Source organism: Trichocoleus desertorum ATA4-8-CV12 (assembly GCA_019358975.1).
In the GTDB taxonomy this organism is placed as follows: domain Bacteria; phylum Cyanobacteriota; class Cyanobacteriia; order FACHB-46; family FACHB-46; genus Trichocoleus; species Trichocoleus desertorum_A.
Genome location: JAHHIL010000034.1, coordinates 1 through 17,545 on the forward strand (window position 1 = coordinate 1; position 17,545 = coordinate 17,545).

General features: G+C 48.2%; 17 protein-coding genes. 15 read left to right on the forward strand and 2 right to left on the reverse strand.

Annotated elements, in window-relative coordinates; translation table 11 throughout:
- The first annotated feature begins 462 nt into the window (after window positions 1–462).
- From KME12_19470 to KME12_19525, 12 genes are all read left to right on the forward strand, one after another.
- Window positions 463–1,146 carry a 4-vinyl reductase gene (locus KME12_19470; GenBank protein ID MBW4489966.1) on the forward strand — a complete coding sequence of 228 codons (684 nt, stop codon included), beginning with the start codon at window positions 463–465 and terminating at the stop codon, window positions 1,144–1,146.
- Complete coding sequence (locus KME12_19475) at window positions 1,143–1,463, forward strand: hypothetical protein (protein MBW4489967.1); 321 nt, start codon at window positions 1,143–1,145, stop codon at window positions 1,461–1,463. Before KME12_19470 ends, KME12_19475 begins: the two co-directional genes overlap by 4 nt.
- A gap of 88 nt (window positions 1,464–1,551) precedes the next feature.
- Window positions 1,552–2,022 carry a hypothetical protein gene (locus KME12_19480; GenBank protein ID MBW4489968.1) on the forward strand — a complete coding sequence of 157 codons (471 nt, stop codon included), beginning with the start codon at window positions 1,552–1,554 and terminating at the stop codon, window positions 2,020–2,022.
- 91 nt (window positions 2,023–2,113) lie between these two features.
- Window positions 2,114–2,770 (forward strand): 4-vinyl reductase, encoded by a 657-nt coding sequence (locus KME12_19485; protein ID MBW4489969.1) that lies wholly within the window; start codon window positions 2,114–2,116, stop codon window positions 2,768–2,770.
- Between the two features lie 59 nt (window positions 2,771–2,829).
- A complete protein-coding gene (locus KME12_19490; protein ID MBW4489970.1) occupies window positions 2,830–4,776 on the forward strand; it encodes a serine/threonine protein kinase in 1,947 nt (648 codons plus the stop codon).
- Window positions 4,777–4,870: 94 nt separating this feature from the next.
- Complete coding sequence (locus KME12_19495; protein MBW4489971.1) at window positions 4,871–5,584, forward strand: hypothetical protein; 714 nt, start codon at window positions 4,871–4,873, stop codon at window positions 5,582–5,584.
- 41 nt (window positions 5,585–5,625) lie between these two features.
- A complete protein-coding gene (locus KME12_19500; GenBank protein MBW4489972.1) occupies window positions 5,626–5,985 on the forward strand; it encodes a thioredoxin in 360 nt (119 codons plus the stop codon).
- Between the two features lie 476 nt (window positions 5,986–6,461).
- Window positions 6,462–8,546: an NAD(P)H-quinone oxidoreductase subunit 5 gene (locus KME12_19505; GenBank protein MBW4489973.1), complete on the forward strand. Its 2,085-nt coding sequence runs from the start codon at window positions 6,462–6,464 to the stop codon at window positions 8,544–8,546.
- A gap of 76 nt (window positions 8,547–8,622) precedes the next feature.
- Window positions 8,623–10,236, forward strand: coding sequence for a photosynthetic/respiratory NAD(P)H-quinone oxidoreductase subunit D1 (gene ndhD1, locus KME12_19510; GenBank protein ID MBW4489974.1), 1,614 nt, complete (start codon window positions 8,623–8,625; stop codon window positions 10,234–10,236).
- Window positions 10,237–10,382: 146 nt separating this feature from the next.
- A complete protein-coding gene (locus tag KME12_19515) occupies window positions 10,383–10,964 on the forward strand; it encodes a Uma2 family endonuclease (GenBank protein MBW4489975.1) in 582 nt (193 codons plus the stop codon).
- Window positions 10,965–10,989: 25 nt separating this feature from the next.
- The gene (locus KME12_19520) at window positions 10,990–12,282 is read left to right on the forward strand and encodes an ATP-binding protein (GenBank protein ID MBW4489976.1); all 1,293 of its coding nucleotides are present in this window, start codon (window positions 10,990–10,992) and stop codon (window positions 12,280–12,282) included.
- Window positions 12,272–14,272, forward strand: coding sequence for a tetratricopeptide repeat protein (locus KME12_19525; protein ID MBW4489977.1), 2,001 nt, complete (start codon window positions 12,272–12,274; stop codon window positions 14,270–14,272). Before KME12_19520 ends, KME12_19525 begins: the two co-directional genes overlap by 11 nt.
- A gap of 17 nt (window positions 14,273–14,289) precedes the next feature.
- Here KME12_19525 and KME12_19530 read toward each other — a convergent pair whose 3' ends face one another.
- Entirely contained in the window at window positions 14,290–14,535 is a 246-nt protein-coding gene (locus tag KME12_19530; protein ID MBW4489978.1) for a helix-turn-helix transcriptional regulator, read from the reverse strand.
- 296 nt (window positions 14,536–14,831) lie between these two features.
- On the opposite strand from KME12_19530, the gene KME12_19535 reads away from it, so the two are divergent.
- From KME12_19535 to KME12_19545, 3 genes are all read left to right on the forward strand, one after another.
- Window positions 14,832–15,068, forward strand: a complete 237-nt coding sequence (locus tag KME12_19535; protein MBW4489979.1) for a hypothetical protein — start codon at window positions 14,832–14,834, stop codon at window positions 15,066–15,068.
- Between the two features lie 79 nt (window positions 15,069–15,147).
- The gene (locus tag KME12_19540) at window positions 15,148–15,432 is read left to right on the forward strand and encodes a hypothetical protein (protein MBW4489980.1); all 285 of its coding nucleotides are present in this window, start codon (window positions 15,148–15,150) and stop codon (window positions 15,430–15,432) included.
- A 456-nt stretch (window positions 15,433–15,888) separates the two neighbouring features.
- On the forward strand, window positions 15,889–16,416 hold the full coding sequence (locus tag KME12_19545; GenBank protein ID MBW4489981.1) for a class I SAM-dependent methyltransferase: 528 nt from the start codon (window positions 15,889–15,891) through the stop codon (window positions 16,414–16,416).
- Window positions 16,417–16,437: 21 nt separating this feature from the next.
- Here KME12_19545 and KME12_19550 read toward each other — a convergent pair whose 3' ends face one another.
- Entirely contained in the window at window positions 16,438–17,523 is a 1,086-nt protein-coding gene (locus KME12_19550; protein ID MBW4489982.1) for an ABC transporter ATP-binding protein, read from the reverse strand.
- Between the last annotated feature and the right edge of the window lie 22 nt (window positions 17,524–17,545).

Consider the following 17,545-nt stretch of genomic DNA (forward strand, 5'->3'; position numbering starts at 1 on the left):
TCCAGATACTGCCGTTCTATTTCAGTGAGACACACAACGTATTTCTTGGGCATTGCCTGGGTAACTCGATCAACTAGCTCTATCTTACCCCAGAAGCCTGTCAAGCTTTTATTGACTGACCACTAGTTTGGCAGTGAACATTAATGCTCTACTAACAGTTGTTAGATTTATAACGTTTAGGGAATATTGAATCAGTAAGGGACGCTAGGTTTTTTTAGGGCCGCTTCAGACCGTTTTAGATTGAAAATGAGCTGGTCGTAACGCTAACAGACTAAGCATTGTAAAGACCCGACAACCTCTAGTTTCCCAACCCCTTAAAATTAGGAACGCAGTTTTGTTGAATATCAGCTTGCCGCATTGCTCTAGCCATTTTTGCGGGTCAGTCAGCTGATTGAGAGCGCCAATTAAAACTTTTACGTTTGTTTTTGTTTCAGTCCACTTGCAGTTTGTCAAGAGCATCCTATGGTGATCGCAGCTAACAGCTCCCAAGCCCTTAAAAGCAAAATTGCTAAGAAGCATAACCACTACGGCTTCAAAGATTTCTTTCAGTTCGATCCCGATCGCGGCACGATTGTCGATTGGAACGGGAGCCAAAACCTCTTGACCAGTGAAGACTTTATCATTGGCCTGGTGGAAGGTCTTGAAGAAGAAGTCGGTGATGCTTCTGCCGCCATCATGTACACCATTGGTTGTGAGTGGGGCCAGAAAGATTCTTTCTTCTTTGAAAAATGGTTTGAGAAAGAGTTTGAACGCAATATGCGCCAGACTAACCTGCTGTTTCTTCTAGAAACTTGGTGGTGGCCGTTCACCTCTCAAGGCTGGGGTCGCTGGGAAGTAGACTTGGGCGATCGCAAACAGGGATTCATGTTCATCAACCTGTTTGACTCAGCCGTGGCTCGTTCCTTAGGAGACGTGGGTAAGCCAGTTTGCTACTTGTACGCAGGCTTATTTGCAGGCTTCTTTACAGAAATGGTGAAAAAGCAACTGAGCTGCATCGAAATTCAGTGTTACTCAATGGGCGAAACCTACTGCAAGTTCCTGTTGGGCGGGCAAGATCGAATTGATGCCGCTGCCTTCTGGCTCAATGAAGGCGCGACCGCACGAGATATTGAGAAGCGTCTACGTTTGGGAGATAGATTGGGATGACTGCCATAACTGCTGCTCCACCCAATGGTACTAAACCTGAAGCGCAAGCTCAGAGATGGTTGCAGTCATCAGTTCAAACTTTTTTCACAGGTTTTAATTGGGAAGATCACTCACCTGAAGTGCAGGAACTGAAACTTCAGGCTCTACAGGGAAGCAACACGCCTTTGAGCCTGACTCTCAGTGTGAGCCAATTCTTTGGGGCCATCAATTGGGAAGGTGTGGCGGCAGCAGCTCCTGTAGCGGTTCCAGCTTCCACGTCGCAACCTGTATCGGTGGCAAACGATTTGACCCTAGATGACTTCTCTAGCCTTTTCTAGCTTGCTGCTGTTAGCTTAGCTTGTCACTCCTATTTCGCCTTTTTGTTAGCGCCCTTTCGCAACTTCTCTCTAAACCTGGCCTGTAACTATGCACCAACAAATTGAATCGCTTTTCGATGAGGCTGAGAGTCGTTACTTAAAACCTGAAGAACTCGGTGTCTTAAGCCAGTATGTGGACTCTTTGCCACAACGACTAGAAACCTATCGGCAATTGCGAGATCAGGAATTGGACTTAATGCAACAGGTGGCGAATCAGTTGCAGGCAGCTATGCCGCAAGAAAGTACAGAGACTCTAGAGCGGAGCATCAAGCATGCCTTGTTAATGCTGCGTTACTGCGCCATGTCGATGCTGCTCAATGATAATTCTTTTGTGCAGCATCGCCTGTTGAGCTGGCTGACTCGCACTGTCCAAACCTATAATACGCAGACGGTTGACATGGCGCTGTATCGGCTCCTCAATCAGCGTTTAAGCCAAGTCCTCAGTCCCCAGCAGTTGAGCTTGCTGAAACCACCCCTCGTGTTGGCTCAAAGTACGCTACTGAACCAAGTTAAAGCTTAAAGTTACGAGATAGGCCGAAGCGATCGCGATTTTCTCCAACTTTCACAAGCTTCTAACCATTAGTCACTGAATTATCCTTAGAGCAGTTTTTATGATTTCTGTTGCTGATCTACTGATTGATAATCGTATTCCTGGCAATTATTTTGCGACTGATGCCTATGTTCAGGGTGACCTGGAATTGGGTCTGCTAGAAAATCGGCGGGGCGATCGCTTATTGGCCTTGCCTGAAACTCTGATTCAAGGCATTTATGCGGGTCTAGACAAAGAAACAGGTCAAGCCACTCGCTTAGTTCTGATGAACTGTGGCCGCTGGTGGGGTAAAAACTTTTATGCTCGCTTTTGTGAAGAGCTAAACGACTATTACGGCACTGCACTAGCAGACATGGCAATGGTCGAGTTTTTGCAATCTCTACAACAATGTTGGCTAACTCACGGTTGGGGCAAAATTGACTTGGATCAATCTCACCAAAACCGAGGATTTTTGGTAGTAGAGATCGTGAATTCGCCCTTTGCCCAGCACGCGCCAAAACTCAATCGCCCAGTCTGCTTTTTAGAAGCTGGAATTCTCAGCTCCTTCTTTAGCCAACTCACCAATAAAGAGCTTTACTGTGTGCAAACAACCTGCGAATCAATGGGTGCCGATCGCAATCGCTTTCTCCTGGGTTTAGCCAAACGACTGGAACCTGTAGAAGTTATGGTAGAGAATCAGGTAGACCACGAAACAATCATGCAAAAACTTTGCGCCTAACCTTGGCTTAACTTGTGTCAAATCGGTTAGTTCGTCCTGATCCGCTGGCCTCCCAACCACTGAAACGCTCTAAGTATCGGTTACTCGGACTTGTGGGTCAGGGGCAATTTGGTCGTGTTTTTTGTGCGAGTCATCGTAAAACTGGCCGTCTAGTTGCACTCAAAGAATTAGATCATCAGCGCTTTCCCACTCATAAATTCCTCCGGGAATTGCGCTTTTTGCTGAGCTTGCAGCATGCCAATATCGTGACCTGTCACGCCCTAGAGCATGGGCGCAGAAGTCGCTATTTGGTCATGGACTACTATGAGGGGGGCACGCTACGCAACCTGATGGAGGGTTCAGCGTGTATCACATTGGCTCAAGGCTTGAAGTTGGTGCTAGATATCCTGGCAGGCTTAGCTCATGCCCATCAGCGCAGCATTGTGCATTGTGACATCAAGCCAGAAAACGTTTTACTGAATACTCAATCTAGTGGTTGGACGGCGCGGATCTCAGATTTTGGCATTGCTCGCTTAAGTCAAGAGCTAGGCCCGGAGGCGGGTAATACAGGTTCACCTGCCTATATGGCCCCCGAACGCTTTTATGGTCAGTACTTCCCTTCTTCTGACCTCTACGCTGTGGGCATCTTGTTCTTTGAGTTGCTCCTCGGTTATCGGCCCTTTTCGGGTTCGCCGGCGGAGTTAATGTCGGCTCACCTCAATTCACCTGTCACCATTCCAGAGATCGTCCCAGCCGAAATTAGTCAACTCCTGCTGAGTGCACTACAAAAACTGCCAGCCCGTCGCTTTCAATCGGCTGCGGAAATGTTAAGTGCGACCCAAACTGCGGTGGCAGGATTGAGTTCCCGGTTGCTAGAGTCGGTACGATTGCCCCTGCGGCCAGTTCCAGAAGCCTTAGTGCCTCCCTGCGCCTTTCATAGCTTAGAGCAAGAGCCTTTAATTGCCCCGATGTCTGATATATCCGTGATTGCTTCAGAAGCGGGTCAGTGGCTCTATCGCAGCACTTCTAGCGCCTGTAATGGGGAGATTATTACAGATCAGCTGATTTCTACGACTACTTCACCTCTCTCCGTTCAGAAGCAACTGGTAGGTGCAGTAGCTATAACAGAAGCCATTCAAGCTTTGGTGGCACGTCCTCAAGGTTGTTTTGCGATCGCCTCTCGTTCGATTTATCTACTGCCATTAGAAAAATCAATTCCTGCAGCTAGCAGTGATGGACGGCTACTGACTCAATGTTTAGTACAGCTTGAGTCTGATTTTGTGGCGACTGTAGAACCGCAAAGCCATTGGCTGGCAACCGTGACTCGTCAGCCTGAAACAACCGCAAACATTACAGTCTGGCATCGTCGGCTGAGCCAACAAGAACCAGAATTTGCGCCTCAAGCAACCATTGAGTATCCAACCGCTGGTCCTTGCCTCATCCTAGCTTTGGACTCCAGACATATCGCAGCTATTTCCACTTGGGGCAATAATTCTACGGATAGCATGGCGGCTGGAGTGCTTTCTAGTAGTACTAAGCTGTTGAGTGATAGTTTTCCAGATGGGTTGAGCACTGGCACCTTGATTGCAGGCTTTACCCGGCGAGGCCAAAGCTTAGGCTCTTGGTTGCTGCCTCTCGCGGTTGATTCAGTGGTTCTCAGTGCGATTCCCTACCGCATCTTGGGGAAAGAGGCAGGTTGCACTCACTCAATGGTGCTAATTGATCTAAAGCCGCTGCGAGTGCGCCGCATCAGGGTGAGTATAGAGCCAGCCTTCTTTACTGCTACGCCCTGGGGTTATATTTTGGCCGATCAGCAAGGGCAACTCGTTTTGTTAGATGAGGTAGGGCAACAAGTCGGTCAGATTGCCGCTCCCATTGCTAATTCCCTTCACTCACCCACTGTAGCGACGGCGATCGCTTCTTTTAATAACTTTGGAGTTCTCCTGGCTACCTGGCAGCAAGCAACTCACCAAGGACATATTCACACCCTTGACTTGCGAGAATTTGACCTAGATATGATGTTTTAGAGTACAGGGCTTGAGGGTGAGGTCGTTGGCAAAAAACGATAGTCTATAACCTGGTACGTTTAGATTTGCTCTCTAACTCTTCTCTAACTCTAGAATGTCTTACGATTGGTTGACTCCTAGCCACTGGATTATGCTGGGGCTGCTCTTGGGATTTGCGATCGCTCACAGCGGTCTAGCAGCACTGCGATCCCGTGGTGAGAAATTGATTGGCCCTCGCCTCTATCGAATTTTATTTGCGCTCGTGAGTTTGCCCTTAGCCTCAGTGCTGATTATTTACTTCTTCAATCATCGCTACGACGGTTTCCAGCTTTGGCAAGCACAGGGCATCCCTGGAGTTAAGGAAACGGTCTGGATTCTCTCCGCAATTTCCTTTTTGTTTCTCTATCCAGCCACATTTAACTTGTTAGAAGTTGCGGCTATTCAGAAACCTCAAGTCCATCTGTTTGAAAGCGGGATCATTCGAATTACCCGTCACCCCCAGATGGTCGGCCAGTTGATTTGGTGTATCGCTCACACGCTTTGGCTAGGCACTACCTTTACACTGCTGACCTCGGTTGGGCTGATGGCACATCATCTTTTTGCCGTATGGCATGGCGATCGCCGCTTACAAGCTCGATATGGCGAATCTTTTGAAACCCTAAAATCGCGCACTTCTATTATTCCGTTTTTGGCTGTCTGGCGAGGCGACCAAACCCTTAACTGGCAGGAGTTTGCTCGTCCTGCTTACATAGGAGTGGCTGGATTTGTTTTAATTTTTTGGTGGGCACATCCACTTTTAATGCGTGCGACAGGGAGCGTAGGCTGGTAGCATGATCCCAAATAAGATCAAATAACAAACCCTGAGGGATCATGCAATTGTCTGTGAATGAGCGGACTTTTAAACAAGAGGTTTTAGAATCTCCAACTCCCGTTTTAGTAAATTTTGGGGCTCCCTGGTGTGGTCTCTGCCGCATGATTAATCCCTTGCTCAGCCGCTTCCAAACTGAGTGGGGTGAGCAAGTCAAGCTGGTGGGTGTAAATGCAGACGAAAGTCTAAAACTCGCTAGCACTTACCGACTCACCACCCTACCCACCTTGCTGTGGATTGAAGGCGGCAAAGTCCTCCATCGGATCGATAGTTTTCATGGACGGGATGATCTGCGAATTGCTTTAGAGAAAATTGCGACCAGTCGGACGCTTTCTGCTAGAAAACTGCCAACTTCTTCATAAGAACAAATTTTTGAGACAGCTTTCGTTTGCACTGCCTACCCTTGGCAAACTCTTAACAAAGTAGATATAGCAACCCTAAATGGATTGGGAACAGGGGGTGGAGGCTTTGCCCCCACGCAAGGGTTTTACTCCTGCACCCCATTCAAGAATCAAAAAGGACTGCTATATATAGCAACCCAACGACTCGGCTTAATTATTTTTTCAAACTAAATTTTGGCACCAAACTCCATTCGACATGCTTGAATTGGAGAAATTTATGGTGAGATAAAAACTGGGAATACTGACATACATCTTGACTGTTTCGCCTTTGAGACCGTAGATGGAAGCGGAACCCTCTACTGTTGATTCCTCGCGAAGCCCTGCTTCAAGCTAAAGACGTTGATTTCTACTTGACAGTCTCCGTCGCAAGTGTATGCCAGAATGTTAAGGGCTTTGCCAACATAGAGTAGGTAGAAAAACTAAAGTAGGCGCGAGTGATGGAACCGATATATCAGTATGCCTGGCTGATTCCAGTGCTACCACTGCTAGGCGCGATGATAGTGGGCCTAGGGCTAATCTCCTTTAGCCAAACTACAGCTCACCTACGACGAGTGAGTGCAATTTTCATCGTGTCGCTGATTGGAGCAGCAATGGTGCTCTCCTTTGCGTTGCTGTGGAGTCAGCTACAAGGACATGAAACTTATACCCAAATGATTGATTGGGCCGCAGCTGGTAATTTCCAGCTGGCGATGGGTTACACCATCGACCACTTAACGTCACTAATGCTGGTCATTGTGACAACGGTTGCCTTTTTAGTCATGATTTACACCGACGGCTACATGGCCCATGACCCAGGATATGTGCGCTTCTACGCCTACCTGAGTTTGTTCAGCTCCTCTATGTTGGGTCTGGTCATTAGCCCGAACTTAGTGCAGGTCTACATCTTCTGGGAACTGGTGGGGATGTGCTCCTACCTGCTCATTGGTTTCTGGTTTGACCGTAAGGCTGCCGCTGATGCTTGCCAAAAAGCCTTTGTCACGAACCGAGTTGGTGACTTTGGTTTGCTGTTGGGGATTTTAGGGCTATTTTGGGCTACCAATAGCTTTGAGTTCGATGTGATTGGCGATCGCCTGCAAGAACTCACCGCTTCTGGATCTTTGAGTGCAGGTCTCGCTGCCTTATTTGCGGTTTTAGTGTTCTTAGGCCCAGTTGCCAAATCGGCTCAATTCCCGCTGCATGTCTGGCTACCCGATGCTATGGAAGGCCCGACTCCCATTTCCGCCCTGATTCACGCGGCAACGATGGTGGCGGCTGGGGTTTTCCTGATTGCACGGATGTTTCCAGTGTTCGAAGGTATTCCCTTGGTCATGGATGTGATTGCCTGGACGGGAGCCTTTACAGCCTTTCTAGGCGCAACGATCGCGATCACCCAAAACGATATTAAAAAAGGCTTAGCCTACTCCACCATGTCCCAGTTGGGTTACATGGTGATGGCAATGGGGGCAGGTGCTTACACCGCAGGTCTCTTTCACCTGATGACACACGCCTACTTTAAGGCGATGTTGTTCTTGGGTTCTGGCTCGGTGATTCATGGCATGGAAGGTGTGGTAGGCCACGATCCAGCTTATGCCCAGGATATGCGGATGATGGGCGGTCTGCGAAAGTATATGCCAATCACGGGTTTAACTTTCCTGATCGGCACCTTGGCCATCTCTGGAATTCCACCTTTTGCGGGTTTCTGGTCTAAAGATGAGATTTTGGGAGCTGCCTTTGCGGCTAACCCTGCTTTGTGGGCTGTCGGCTGGCTAACTGCTGGGATCACTGCCTTCTACATGTTCCGCATGTACTTCTCTACCTTTGAAGGCCCATTTCGCGGTACAGATTCTGACATTCGCCAGCAGATCCGCATTGAAACGCTACAAGCTCGCGGTTTAGCGTTTGGCCCTGGCGCGATGAACCCTCAAGAGCTGACCTTAGGAGAAGCTGAGGATCATGAAGTGGATAGCGGGCACGATCATGAGCATAGTGCTTCTCCCCATGAGTCACCGTTCTCGATGACGCTACCGCTGTTGGTTTTGGCGGTGCCCTCCATGCTGATTGGCTTGGTCGGAACTCCCTTCAACAATTACTTTGAAGCGTTCATTCACCCACCCACAGAAGCGGCGCATGAGGTGATGGAGGCGGCGGAAGCTTTCAACTTAAATGAGTTTCTCGTATTGGCGGGCGGTTCCGTCGGTGTCTCCCTGATTGGGATCACGTTGGCCTCGCTGATGTATCTGCGACATCAAATCGACCCAGGCGCGATCGCGGCCAAAATTCCTTCCCTCTACCAACTCTCCAAAAACAAGTGGTACTTTGACGAAATCTACGACGCGGTCTTTATCCAAGGAAGTCGTCGTCTGGCTCGTCAAGTGTTAGAAGTAGACGTGCGGATTGTAGATGGAGTTGTGAACCTAGCTGGATTCGTTACCCTAATTACAGGCGAAGGTCTGAAATATTTAGAGAATGGTCGAGCGCAGTTCTACGCCTTGATTGTATTCGGGGCAGTGCTGGGCTTGGTAATTCTCTCTGGCATTACCTAAAGCGACAGGGGCGGGACCATCCCGCCCTTTGCGGTTTAAAACTGAGTTTTGATTGTGATTTTAAGCTGTTATGGATTTGACACATTTTCCTTGGCTCAGTACGAGCATTTTGTTTCCGATCGCGGCAGCTTTGCTCTTGCCCATCATTCCAGATAAGGATGGTCGCACTGTCCGCTGGTATGCCCTAATTGTGGGCCTGCTCGATTTTGCTCTGCTCGTTTACGCTTTTTATACGCAATACGACTTCTCCAACCCAGGCTTACAACTGGTGGAGAGTTATTCTTGGGTGCCACAGCTTGACCTGAAATGGTCTGTGGGGGCTGATGGCCTCTCCATGCCACTGATTTTGCTGACAGGCTTTATTACCACACTGGCAACTTTAGCGGCTTGGCCTGTCACCCTAAAGCCAAAACTGTTTTACTTCCTGCTGCTAGCCATGTACGGCGGTCAGATCGCGGTGTTTGCCGTGCAGGATATGCTGCTGTTCTTCCTGGTGTGGGAGCTGGAGCTGATCCCGGTTTACTTGCTGCTAGCAATTTGGGGTGGGAAAAAGCGCCTCTATGCCGCGACCAAGTTTATCCTTTACACCGCTGGGGGATCGCTGTTCATTTTGGTGGCAGCCTTGGCGATGGCCTTCTACGGCGATACGGTCACGTTTGACATGCGATCGCTGATGGATAAGAACTTGCCGGTCAACTTGCAATTGTGGCTATATGGAGCATTCTTAATTGCTTATGCGGTGAAGCTGCCGATCTTCCCACTGCATACTTGGCTACCGGATGCCCACGGAGAGGCGACAGCTCCAGTCCACATGTTGCTGGCGGGGATTCTGCTGAAGATGGGCGGTTATGCCTTGATTCGGATGAATGCCGAAATGCTGCCCGATGCTCACGCCTATTTCGCCCCGATTTTGGTGGTGTTAGGGGTAGTGAACATTATTTACGCGGCCCTGACCTCGTTTGCTCAACGTAACCTAAAGCGGAAAATTGCCTACTCTTCGATTTCCCACATGGGCTTTGTGCTGATCGGGATCGGTTCCTTCACAGAGCTGGGCATGAGTGGAGCCGTACTTCAAATGGTTTCCCACGGTCTAATTGGAGCCAGCTTGTTCTTTCTCGTAGGAGCCACCTACGATCGCACCCATACGCTGATTTTGGATGAGATGGGTGGGGTAGGCCAACAAATGCCTAAGATCTTCTCGATGTTTACTGCTTGCTCGCTGGCTTCCTTGGCGCTACCAGGGATGAGTGGGTTTGTGGCTGAGTTGATGGTGTTTGTCGGCTTCTCTACCAGTGATGCTTACAGCTCTACCTTTAAGGTGATCATTGTCTTCCTGGCGGCGATCGGCGTAATTCTGACTCCGATTTACTTGCTCTCAATGCTCCGAGAGATCTTCTTTGGGCCAGAAAATAAAGAGCTTACTTCTCACGAAGCGTTGATTGACGCTGAACCCCGTGAAGTCTTCATCGTGGCTTGCTTGCTCATCCCCATCATTGGGATTGGGTTCTACCCCAAGCTGTTGACGCAGGTTTACGACTCCAAGACCGCTCAGCTCACGGCTCGCCTGCGTGATTCTGTGTTTACGGTGGCTCAAAGGCCGCAATCAACGACAGCTTCAACGCTCCCTTCTTTCTTACCGTTGGGGATCAAAGCGCAATCGCTGCAAGCTCCGACGATTGGCGATCGCTAACCCTTCGCTAATCCTCCAACTCATCAGTTAAAATTTTCGCAAGACCTCAGCTCCCCGCTGGGGTTTTTTGTTGGGCGATCGCGTGTTCTGCTAAACGCGTTGAGCATAATGGGAGAACAACCCCAATTGCGTGAGGTGAAGCAGCGATGGCGGTTCAGTTACTCCGGCGACAATTTACGGTGGCGCAGTATCACCAAATGGTTGAGGCAGGCATTCTGACTGAGGATGACCGAGTGGAGTTGCTTGAGGGAGAAATTATCGAGATGTCACCGATCGGTCGTCGTCATGCCGCTTGTGTGAATCGTTTAGTCCGTCTGTTTTCTGAGCGGCTAGGCGTTAGCGAAGCTATCCGAAGGAATCGCGTGATTGTTGCAGTCCAGAATCCAGTGGAGTTAAGCGATCGCTCGGAACCTCAACCGGATGTGGCGTTACTACAACCACGTCCAGATTTTTACGAAGCAGGTCATCCCCAACCGCAAGATATTTTGTTGCTGGTAGAAGTGGCGGATACGACGGTTGAGTTTGATCGGGAGATTAAGATGCCGCTGTATGCCAAGAGCGGGGTGCGGGAAGTGTGGCTGGTGGATTTGAACCAGAATGCGATCGCGGTTTACCGAGAACCGAGTTTGAGTGGTTACGCTCAAATGCAGCAGTTGCAGCGAGGGCAAGTGTTAACGGTGCAGGCGATCGCAGATGTTAGTTTGGCTGTGGATGAAGTGCTGGGATAATAATGGCATCTAACAACGGAAGACTATGGCTGACGAGCTACTTAAAGCATTTCAAGAAGCTTACAGAAATTTAGAGTTGTCACCGCTCAATGATCAGAAAGACCTTGAGAGGTTTAGGGTGGATTATGGCAACGACGTGATTGCGGAACTAGAGCAACTCGTCGAAGACAGCCCGAATGCAGATGGCAAGATCATTTTCACTGGGCATCGGGGTTGCGGTAAATCTACTCTACTCGCTGAATTTACCCGACGCTTTGATGATCGGTATTTCGTGGTGCTGTTCTCGATCGCAGACACGATTGAGATGTCGGATGTGAATCACACCAACATTTTGTTTGCGATCGCCGTCAATCTGATGACTGAGGCTGAGAAGCAACAGATTCCGATTCCTAAATCTACTAGAAATGAGTTTTATAAGTGGTTTGCCACACGCACAAAAACCGAGACTCAAACTGTGGGAGCTGAGGTTTCGGGTGGACTGGAACTATTAAAAATTATTAGCAGCAAGTTAAAAGTTGATGCCACTGTACGGCACGAAATCAAACAAGAGTTTGAACGTAGAATTTCAGATTTAGTTGCTCAGATTAATATTATTGCTGCCTCAATTCAGGCTGTAGCCAAAAAAGATGTTCTAGTTATTATTGATGATTTGGATAAGTTAGAGTTGTCTAGAGTTAATGATATTTATCGCGATAATATCAAGGCACTTTGTTTACCTGGATTCCGAATTATTTATACGATTCCAATTCCAGTTTTGCGTGATAAGTTTCTTAGACCTCTACTAGAGACGGAAACTAATGACCAAGTTGTCGTGATGTCGGTGGTGAAGCTGTTTGAGAAAGGAAAAAGTCGCCAACCTGACGCTCAACCACGCCCCGAAGCCTATGAAGTGCTTTGCGAGATCTTGAAAAAACGGATTTCAGATCAGCTTTTGGAGCACCATACCGCAGAGAAAATTGTACTAAGTAGTGGCGGTGTATTGCGAGAGTTAATTCGGATTGCTAATGAGTGCTGCCGCATTTGTTTACGCTTAATTCGACGCCAGCCTGATCAGCCCGTTGTGATTGATGATGAGATTTTAGATCAGGCTGTGAATGGGATTCGTAATGATTTTGCGGTTCCTCTAGGAAAAGTTGATTACGAGATTTTGCGAAAAACCTATGAAAGCTTCATGCCCGATGACCCAAAACAGGCAGAATTTCTAGACTTATTACATGGGCTGTATGTGTTGGAGTATCGCAATCGGCAAAACTGGTATGACGTGCATCCAATTGTGGTGGATTTGCTGAGAGATCAGGGCTTAGTCAATGGAACCTAGAGGATTACCAGATCCACAAATACAAAATCAGGATGCTTACGACGATTTAGTGGTCGTGATCGAAGCGAGTGAAGGTGTCCTGAGTCTCTTGATTGCGGTTTGCGATGACAGCGATTTGCGAGATGAGATTGTGGGGCGATATGAAGCAGAGCTAGAAGCCGAGATGCGCTGCTACCGCGTCCAACTCGATCGCGAAGAACCCAGCCTGAAACGAGCGATCGCCCAAACGGTTGAATCCGATGAATATCTTCAAAACCGAGGCAATGCAGTCTTTACAGTCTTGGGAGCTGAGCAGCTTTTTTTCTTGAAATTGGGGCAGGATCGATCGCAGCAGGAAATCTTCTTTGGTTATTTGCAATGGACTAGAGAAGGGTTGCGGGAGTTTCCCTATCCGATTGTGCTGTGGGTGACTAACCAACTTCTTAAGAAGTTGAGCAAAAAAGCACCTGATTTTTGGAGCTGGCGGAAAGGAGTGTTTCGGTTTGCATCTCGCAAAACAGCAATGGTGCCTAAGACAGAGATGGCTCCGCTACGCTCGACCCTGACCGAGTTAGGCATTGCTGACTTGGATGAGGAAGCTTTGTTGCCCTTAGAAGATTTACAAGCGCTGATTCAGCAAACAGAGCAAGGTACGAAAGATCCGCTTTTAGCTAACCTTTATTTTAGTATGGGTTTAATTTATACCCGCAGGTTAGAACAGGGTGAGGTTCCGGATTACCAGGCAGAGCAATTGTCTGCGATTAAATATTTTGGTAAAGCTGCTGAATTACAACAGAGGCTGGGTTTAGAGGCAGACTTCGGCACTAGCCTAACTTGGTTGGGATATCTATACAGGTCGCAAGGGCGTTACGGGGAAGCAGAACCTCTGTATGTGCAAGCATTAGAGTTGAGAAAACGCCTATTAGGAGAGGAACACCCTGCTGTAGTAGGAAGCCTCAACAATTTGGCATTACTTTACTATTCGCAAGGGCGCTACGAGGAAGCGGAACTGCTGTTGTTGCAAGCATTGGAGCTGAACCAGCAGCTCTTAGAAGAGGAGCATCCCGATATGGCAACCAGCCTCAACAATCTGGCATCCCTCTACAATTCCCAAGGGCGTTACGAGGAAGCAGAACCTCTGTATGTGCAAGCATTGGAGTTGAGAAAACGCCTGTTAGGAGAGGAACACCCTGCTGTAGCAACTAGCCTCAACAATTTGGCATTACTTTACTATTTGCAAGGGCACTATGGGCAGGCAGAACCACTGTTTTTGCAAGCGTTAGAGTTGAGCAAACGCCTATTAGGAGAGGAGCATCCCGATGTAGCACAAAGTCTCAATAACTTGGGGCTGCTTTACAATTCCCAAGGGCGTTACGAAGAAGCAGAGCCGTTGCTTGTGCAAGCATTGGAGTTGAGTAAGCGCCTGCTAGGAGAGGAGCATCCTGATGTAGCAACTAGCCTCAACAATTTGGGGCTGCTCTATAAATATCAGAGACGCTACGAAGAAGCAGAGCCGTTGCTTGTGCAAGCATTGGAGTTGAGTAAGCGCCTATTAGGAGAGGAACATCCTACTGTAGCAACCAGCCTCAACAATTTAGGGCTACTCTACAATTCCCAAGAGCGCTACGGAGAAGCAGAACTGTTGCTCGTGCAAGCATTAGAGTTAAGCAAACGCCTATTAGGAGAGGAGCATCCTGATGTGGCAACTGGCCTCAACAATTTGGGGCTGCTCTATAAATATCAGAGACGCTACGAAGAAGCAGAGCCATTGTATGTCCAAGCATTAGAGTTGAGCAAACACATATTAGGAGAGGAGCATCCTGATGTGGCGCAAAGTCTGAATAATCTAGCAGGACTCTATGATGTTCAAGGGCGCTATGAAGAGTCAGAAACACTGTATAGGAAAGCTTTAGCGATCGCAGAGCAATGCTTAGGAGAAAATCATCCGAATACCGTTACCATCCGTGAGAATTTAGAGATTTTGCGAGAGGCGATCGCTTCTCAACAATAACCTCTTACTTCTGAATCTTAATTCTGAATCAGCGATGGGCCGAGATCATTAGGTAAATCTTCAACTGTCCAATTTAATAATCGACAAAGGGCTTTCACTTGCGGCAGGGTGAGTTTAGCTTCTTTGTAGCGTCCCGTTTCCCAGTTACTCACCGTCTGTACCGAGACATCGATCGCAACTGCAACATCTCTCTGCGTCAGGCGCAGTTCTTCTCGACGCTGCTTCAAAGGAGATTCTTGCTCAGTTGCTCGTTCTTCCGTCATCTTCACAAAATCATAAGCAGCTTATATAAGCAACTTGACACAGGAAATATAAGCGGCTTATAGTTTGACTACATAGTAAACAAGCAGGTGAATCGAACAGCCCCTTCTATAAGGTTTGGCTGACCGTTCCTTGCTTCTTTCCAAGTGTCTCATCAATACCGCTACTTGTAGGCATTTCTCACCAGCGATCGCCAAAAATTTTGCTGATTGGCGGCAGTTCAGGCTGCGTTGAGCCAATGTCCTGCTCATATTATCCCCAAGCGCGATCGCGAAACAGGCGATCGTAAGGAGTTTCTATGGCTTACAGAGACCAGTTGCATCCTTGGTGTATCGTCCGGTGTTTGCCTCAGGCGCGATCGATCACCGTAGCGCGATTTCGGCGGCGGAGTGAAGCAGAGGCTCATCTGCAAATCTTGCAGCGCATTTTACCCACAGCCACCTACACCATTATGTTTGATGCCGCCATTGCCAATTTGAGCAGTTTAGAGCCTGAATCTAGCCCTTGTGCCGTCAAAAGTGGAGAAACTGAATGAGGGATAAACGCTTGCAGAGAAGGGGGTCTGGCAGGCGATCGCTCAGCTTCGTAATCTAAATCACCGACAGTGCCTCAAATTGTCACATGCCCCCGGATTGCACATCACCTCTAGCAAGCGGGAGATCACCGATATTAAATATGTCGATGTTCCCCCCACGCAGATGACCGTTGAACTTGCTACTCCCCAAGCCACCCTCGAACAAATTATCGCTAAAATCCTTGCTTCCCGCCGCATTAGCCGCCTCGACCAACGCCTGCTAATGGCTGCTTCCTATCAATCGGCTCTCACCACTCAAGAAGAGAATTTACTCAAGCAAGTTTATGAACTGCTACATCGAGGCTTGCTTAAAGCAGTGAATTAAATCACTGACAAATGAAGATTACTGTGGGCTTTGCCAAATAACTTAATACAAGTAAGAATTGGATTTGGTCAGATATGATCCGTATGGATTTATTCATCAACATCTAGGCTGAATCTTATGTCTTTTGATGCTTCTAAAAGACAAGCAAGTGGAAGTTCAAAAATCCTTAACCGCAGGATATTACCCCCCGTCAAGTTAATAGTTACCGAAGCCGCTAAGATTGAGGCTTTGTCACGGGATTTACTCCACACAAAGTTTGGTATCAAAGATCACTTCGATGTTCAGATTGATGAATATCCAAAGATCCATAACCTGAACAGTTTCGGCAAGCAAATCATCATTCAGATGATGAGGAGCAACTCTAGTTTCAGAGGATTCAAAATTGATCTAAAAGACCATATTTTGAATCCTCATATTCTATTTTTAGCTGGGACACTATGTGGCAATTTTGACCACATGAACACTAGTCCCTTGTATGGATTCAAAGTTTTAGATATTGGCTGTGGTGCTCTTTCCTCTTATGCACCTTCTCCAGATGGTGAAGACTTACTAGTGCACTTCTACAACGATCACCCACCGATCGCAGCCGAAATTCTGCAAATTCTAGGGGCACAAGTCACTGGAATTGAACCCAGACCGCACAACAAACAGGAATACTCGCACCCCCTTTCCTACAAGCACAAAGTCATGGAATTCTCGGAGATTGGCGATTGGTTGCCATCTGTCGAAGAAAAATTTGATGTCATCGCTTGCTTGCACTTGTTTAGTCGTCCCGACTTCCTCTATACCTACAGTTCACCCAAGGAAATCACTCACTTCTTCCGTAACTTCAGAAAAGCAATTTCGCCTCAAGGATTGCTATATACCAGCGTACCCCTATTACCTGCTTCACTAGAAAATCAGGAAATCAACCAACAGATTTTCCGAGAGGCTGGTTTTAAGGTAATTTATGAAGGCTATTACTGGATTTTGGAGCCTGTTTAGACCTAAGTTAAGTTTGAGAATTTAGGGGTTGAGGCGATCGCCCGTTTCCACATCAAACCAGTGGATCGATTCCCAGGGCAAGGCGAGACTCACCACCTCACCATCCCACTTATGATCCGCTGGTAATAAAGCCCGGAGCCTAATTTCGTGAGATTGCTGGTGCTGCACGCGGACACTTAGCAAGTTCTGCATTCCCAGATTCTCTACCAGGAAAATCTTGCCCTGCACCATTGCAGCTTGAGGAGCTTCGGTTTGAGCTAAGGTAACATGTTCGGGTCGAATGCCCATCGAGATTTGCTTGGGGGCCGCAATGCCTGTGGGTAAAGGAATTTTGGTGTCTCCCAACAAGGCATAATTGCCTTGACAAGGCAGAGTCAGCAAGTTCATCTGCGGACTACCGACAAACCCCGCCACAAACTGGTTGGCGGGATGGGTGTAGATGCGCTGAGGGGACGCAAGCTGTTGGACAGAACCGTTAGAAAGTACGGCCACCTTGGTCGAAAGCGTCATGGCTTCCGTTTGGTCGTGAGTCACATAGACAACCGGAGTATTTTGGGTTTCAAACAGTTGCTTCAGCTCAGCTCGCACATGCTCCCGGAGTAAAGCATCCAAGTTACTCAGTGGCTCATCAAGTAAAAATACATCCGGTCGGCGGACTAAAGCTCGTGCTACAGCCACCCGTTGTCGCTGACCGCCAGAGAGCTGTCCTGGCTTTCGGCTCATCAGCTCCTCTAGGCCCAATACATGAGATACCTCACTAATGCGCTGGCGAATTTCCTCACCGGAGAGCTTGCCCCGGAGTTTCAAGCCAGAAGCAATGTTGTCGTAGACCGTTAGGTGCGGATAGAGGGCGTAGCTTTGAAACACCATCGCAATGTTGCGATCGCCCGGACTCATGCGACTGACATCTCGACCCCCGATAGAAATATTGCCTCGTGTCGGAGCTTCCAGACCCGCAATCAACCGCAGGATCGTGGATTTACCACAACCCGACGGCCCCAAAAGGGTGAGAAATTCGCCTTCCTCCACACTCAAGCTGACATCCTTAACTGGAACAATTTTGGGGGTGTAGGTTTTATTTAGGTTTTGTAATTCGAGAGTAGCCATAGCAATTTTAGATTTTGGATTT

Excerpts from the sequence above, each read along its gene's own strand:
- KME12_19535 (MBW4489979.1), top strand. The coding sequence starts at position 14,832 with ATGGCTTACAGAGACCAGTTGCATCCTTGGTGTATCGTCCGGTGTTTG.
- KME12_19485 (MBW4489969.1), top strand. The coding sequence starts at position 2,114 with ATGATTTCTGTTGCTGATCTACTGATTGATAATCGTATTCCTGGCAAT.
- KME12_19470 (MBW4489966.1), top strand. The coding sequence starts at position 463 with ATGGTGATCGCAGCTAACAGCTCCCAAGCCCTTAAAAGCAAAATTGCT.
- KME12_19525 (MBW4489977.1), top strand. The coding sequence starts at position 12,272 with ATGGAACCTAGAGGATTACCAGATCCACAAATACAAAATCAGGATGCT.
- KME12_19480 (MBW4489968.1), top strand. The coding sequence starts at position 1,552 with ATGCACCAACAAATTGAATCGCTTTTCGATGAGGCTGAGAGTCGTTAC.
- KME12_19505 (MBW4489973.1), top strand. The coding sequence starts at position 6,462 with ATGGAACCGATATATCAGTATGCCTGGCTGATTCCAGTGCTACCACTG.
- KME12_19500 (MBW4489972.1), top strand. The coding sequence starts at position 5,626 with ATGCAATTGTCTGTGAATGAGCGGACTTTTAAACAAGAGGTTTTAGAA.
- KME12_19530 (MBW4489978.1), bottom strand. The coding sequence starts at position 14,535 with ATGACGGAAGAACGAGCAACTGAGCAAGAATCTCCTTTGAAGCAGCGT.
- KME12_19515 (MBW4489975.1), top strand. The coding sequence starts at position 10,383 with ATGGCGGTTCAGTTACTCCGGCGACAATTTACGGTGGCGCAGTATCAC.
- KME12_19550 (MBW4489982.1), bottom strand. The coding sequence starts at position 17,523 with ATGGCTACTCTCGAATTACAAAACCTAAATAAAACCTACACCCCCAAA.
- KME12_19495 (MBW4489971.1), top strand. The coding sequence starts at position 4,871 with ATGTCTTACGATTGGTTGACTCCTAGCCACTGGATTATGCTGGGGCTG.
- KME12_19520 (MBW4489976.1), top strand. The coding sequence starts at position 10,990 with ATGGCTGACGAGCTACTTAAAGCATTTCAAGAAGCTTACAGAAATTTA.
- KME12_19545 (MBW4489981.1), top strand. The coding sequence starts at position 15,889 with ATGAACACTAGTCCCTTGTATGGATTCAAAGTTTTAGATATTGGCTGT.
- KME12_19475 (MBW4489967.1), top strand. The coding sequence starts at position 1,143 with ATGACTGCCATAACTGCTGCTCCACCCAATGGTACTAAACCTGAAGCG.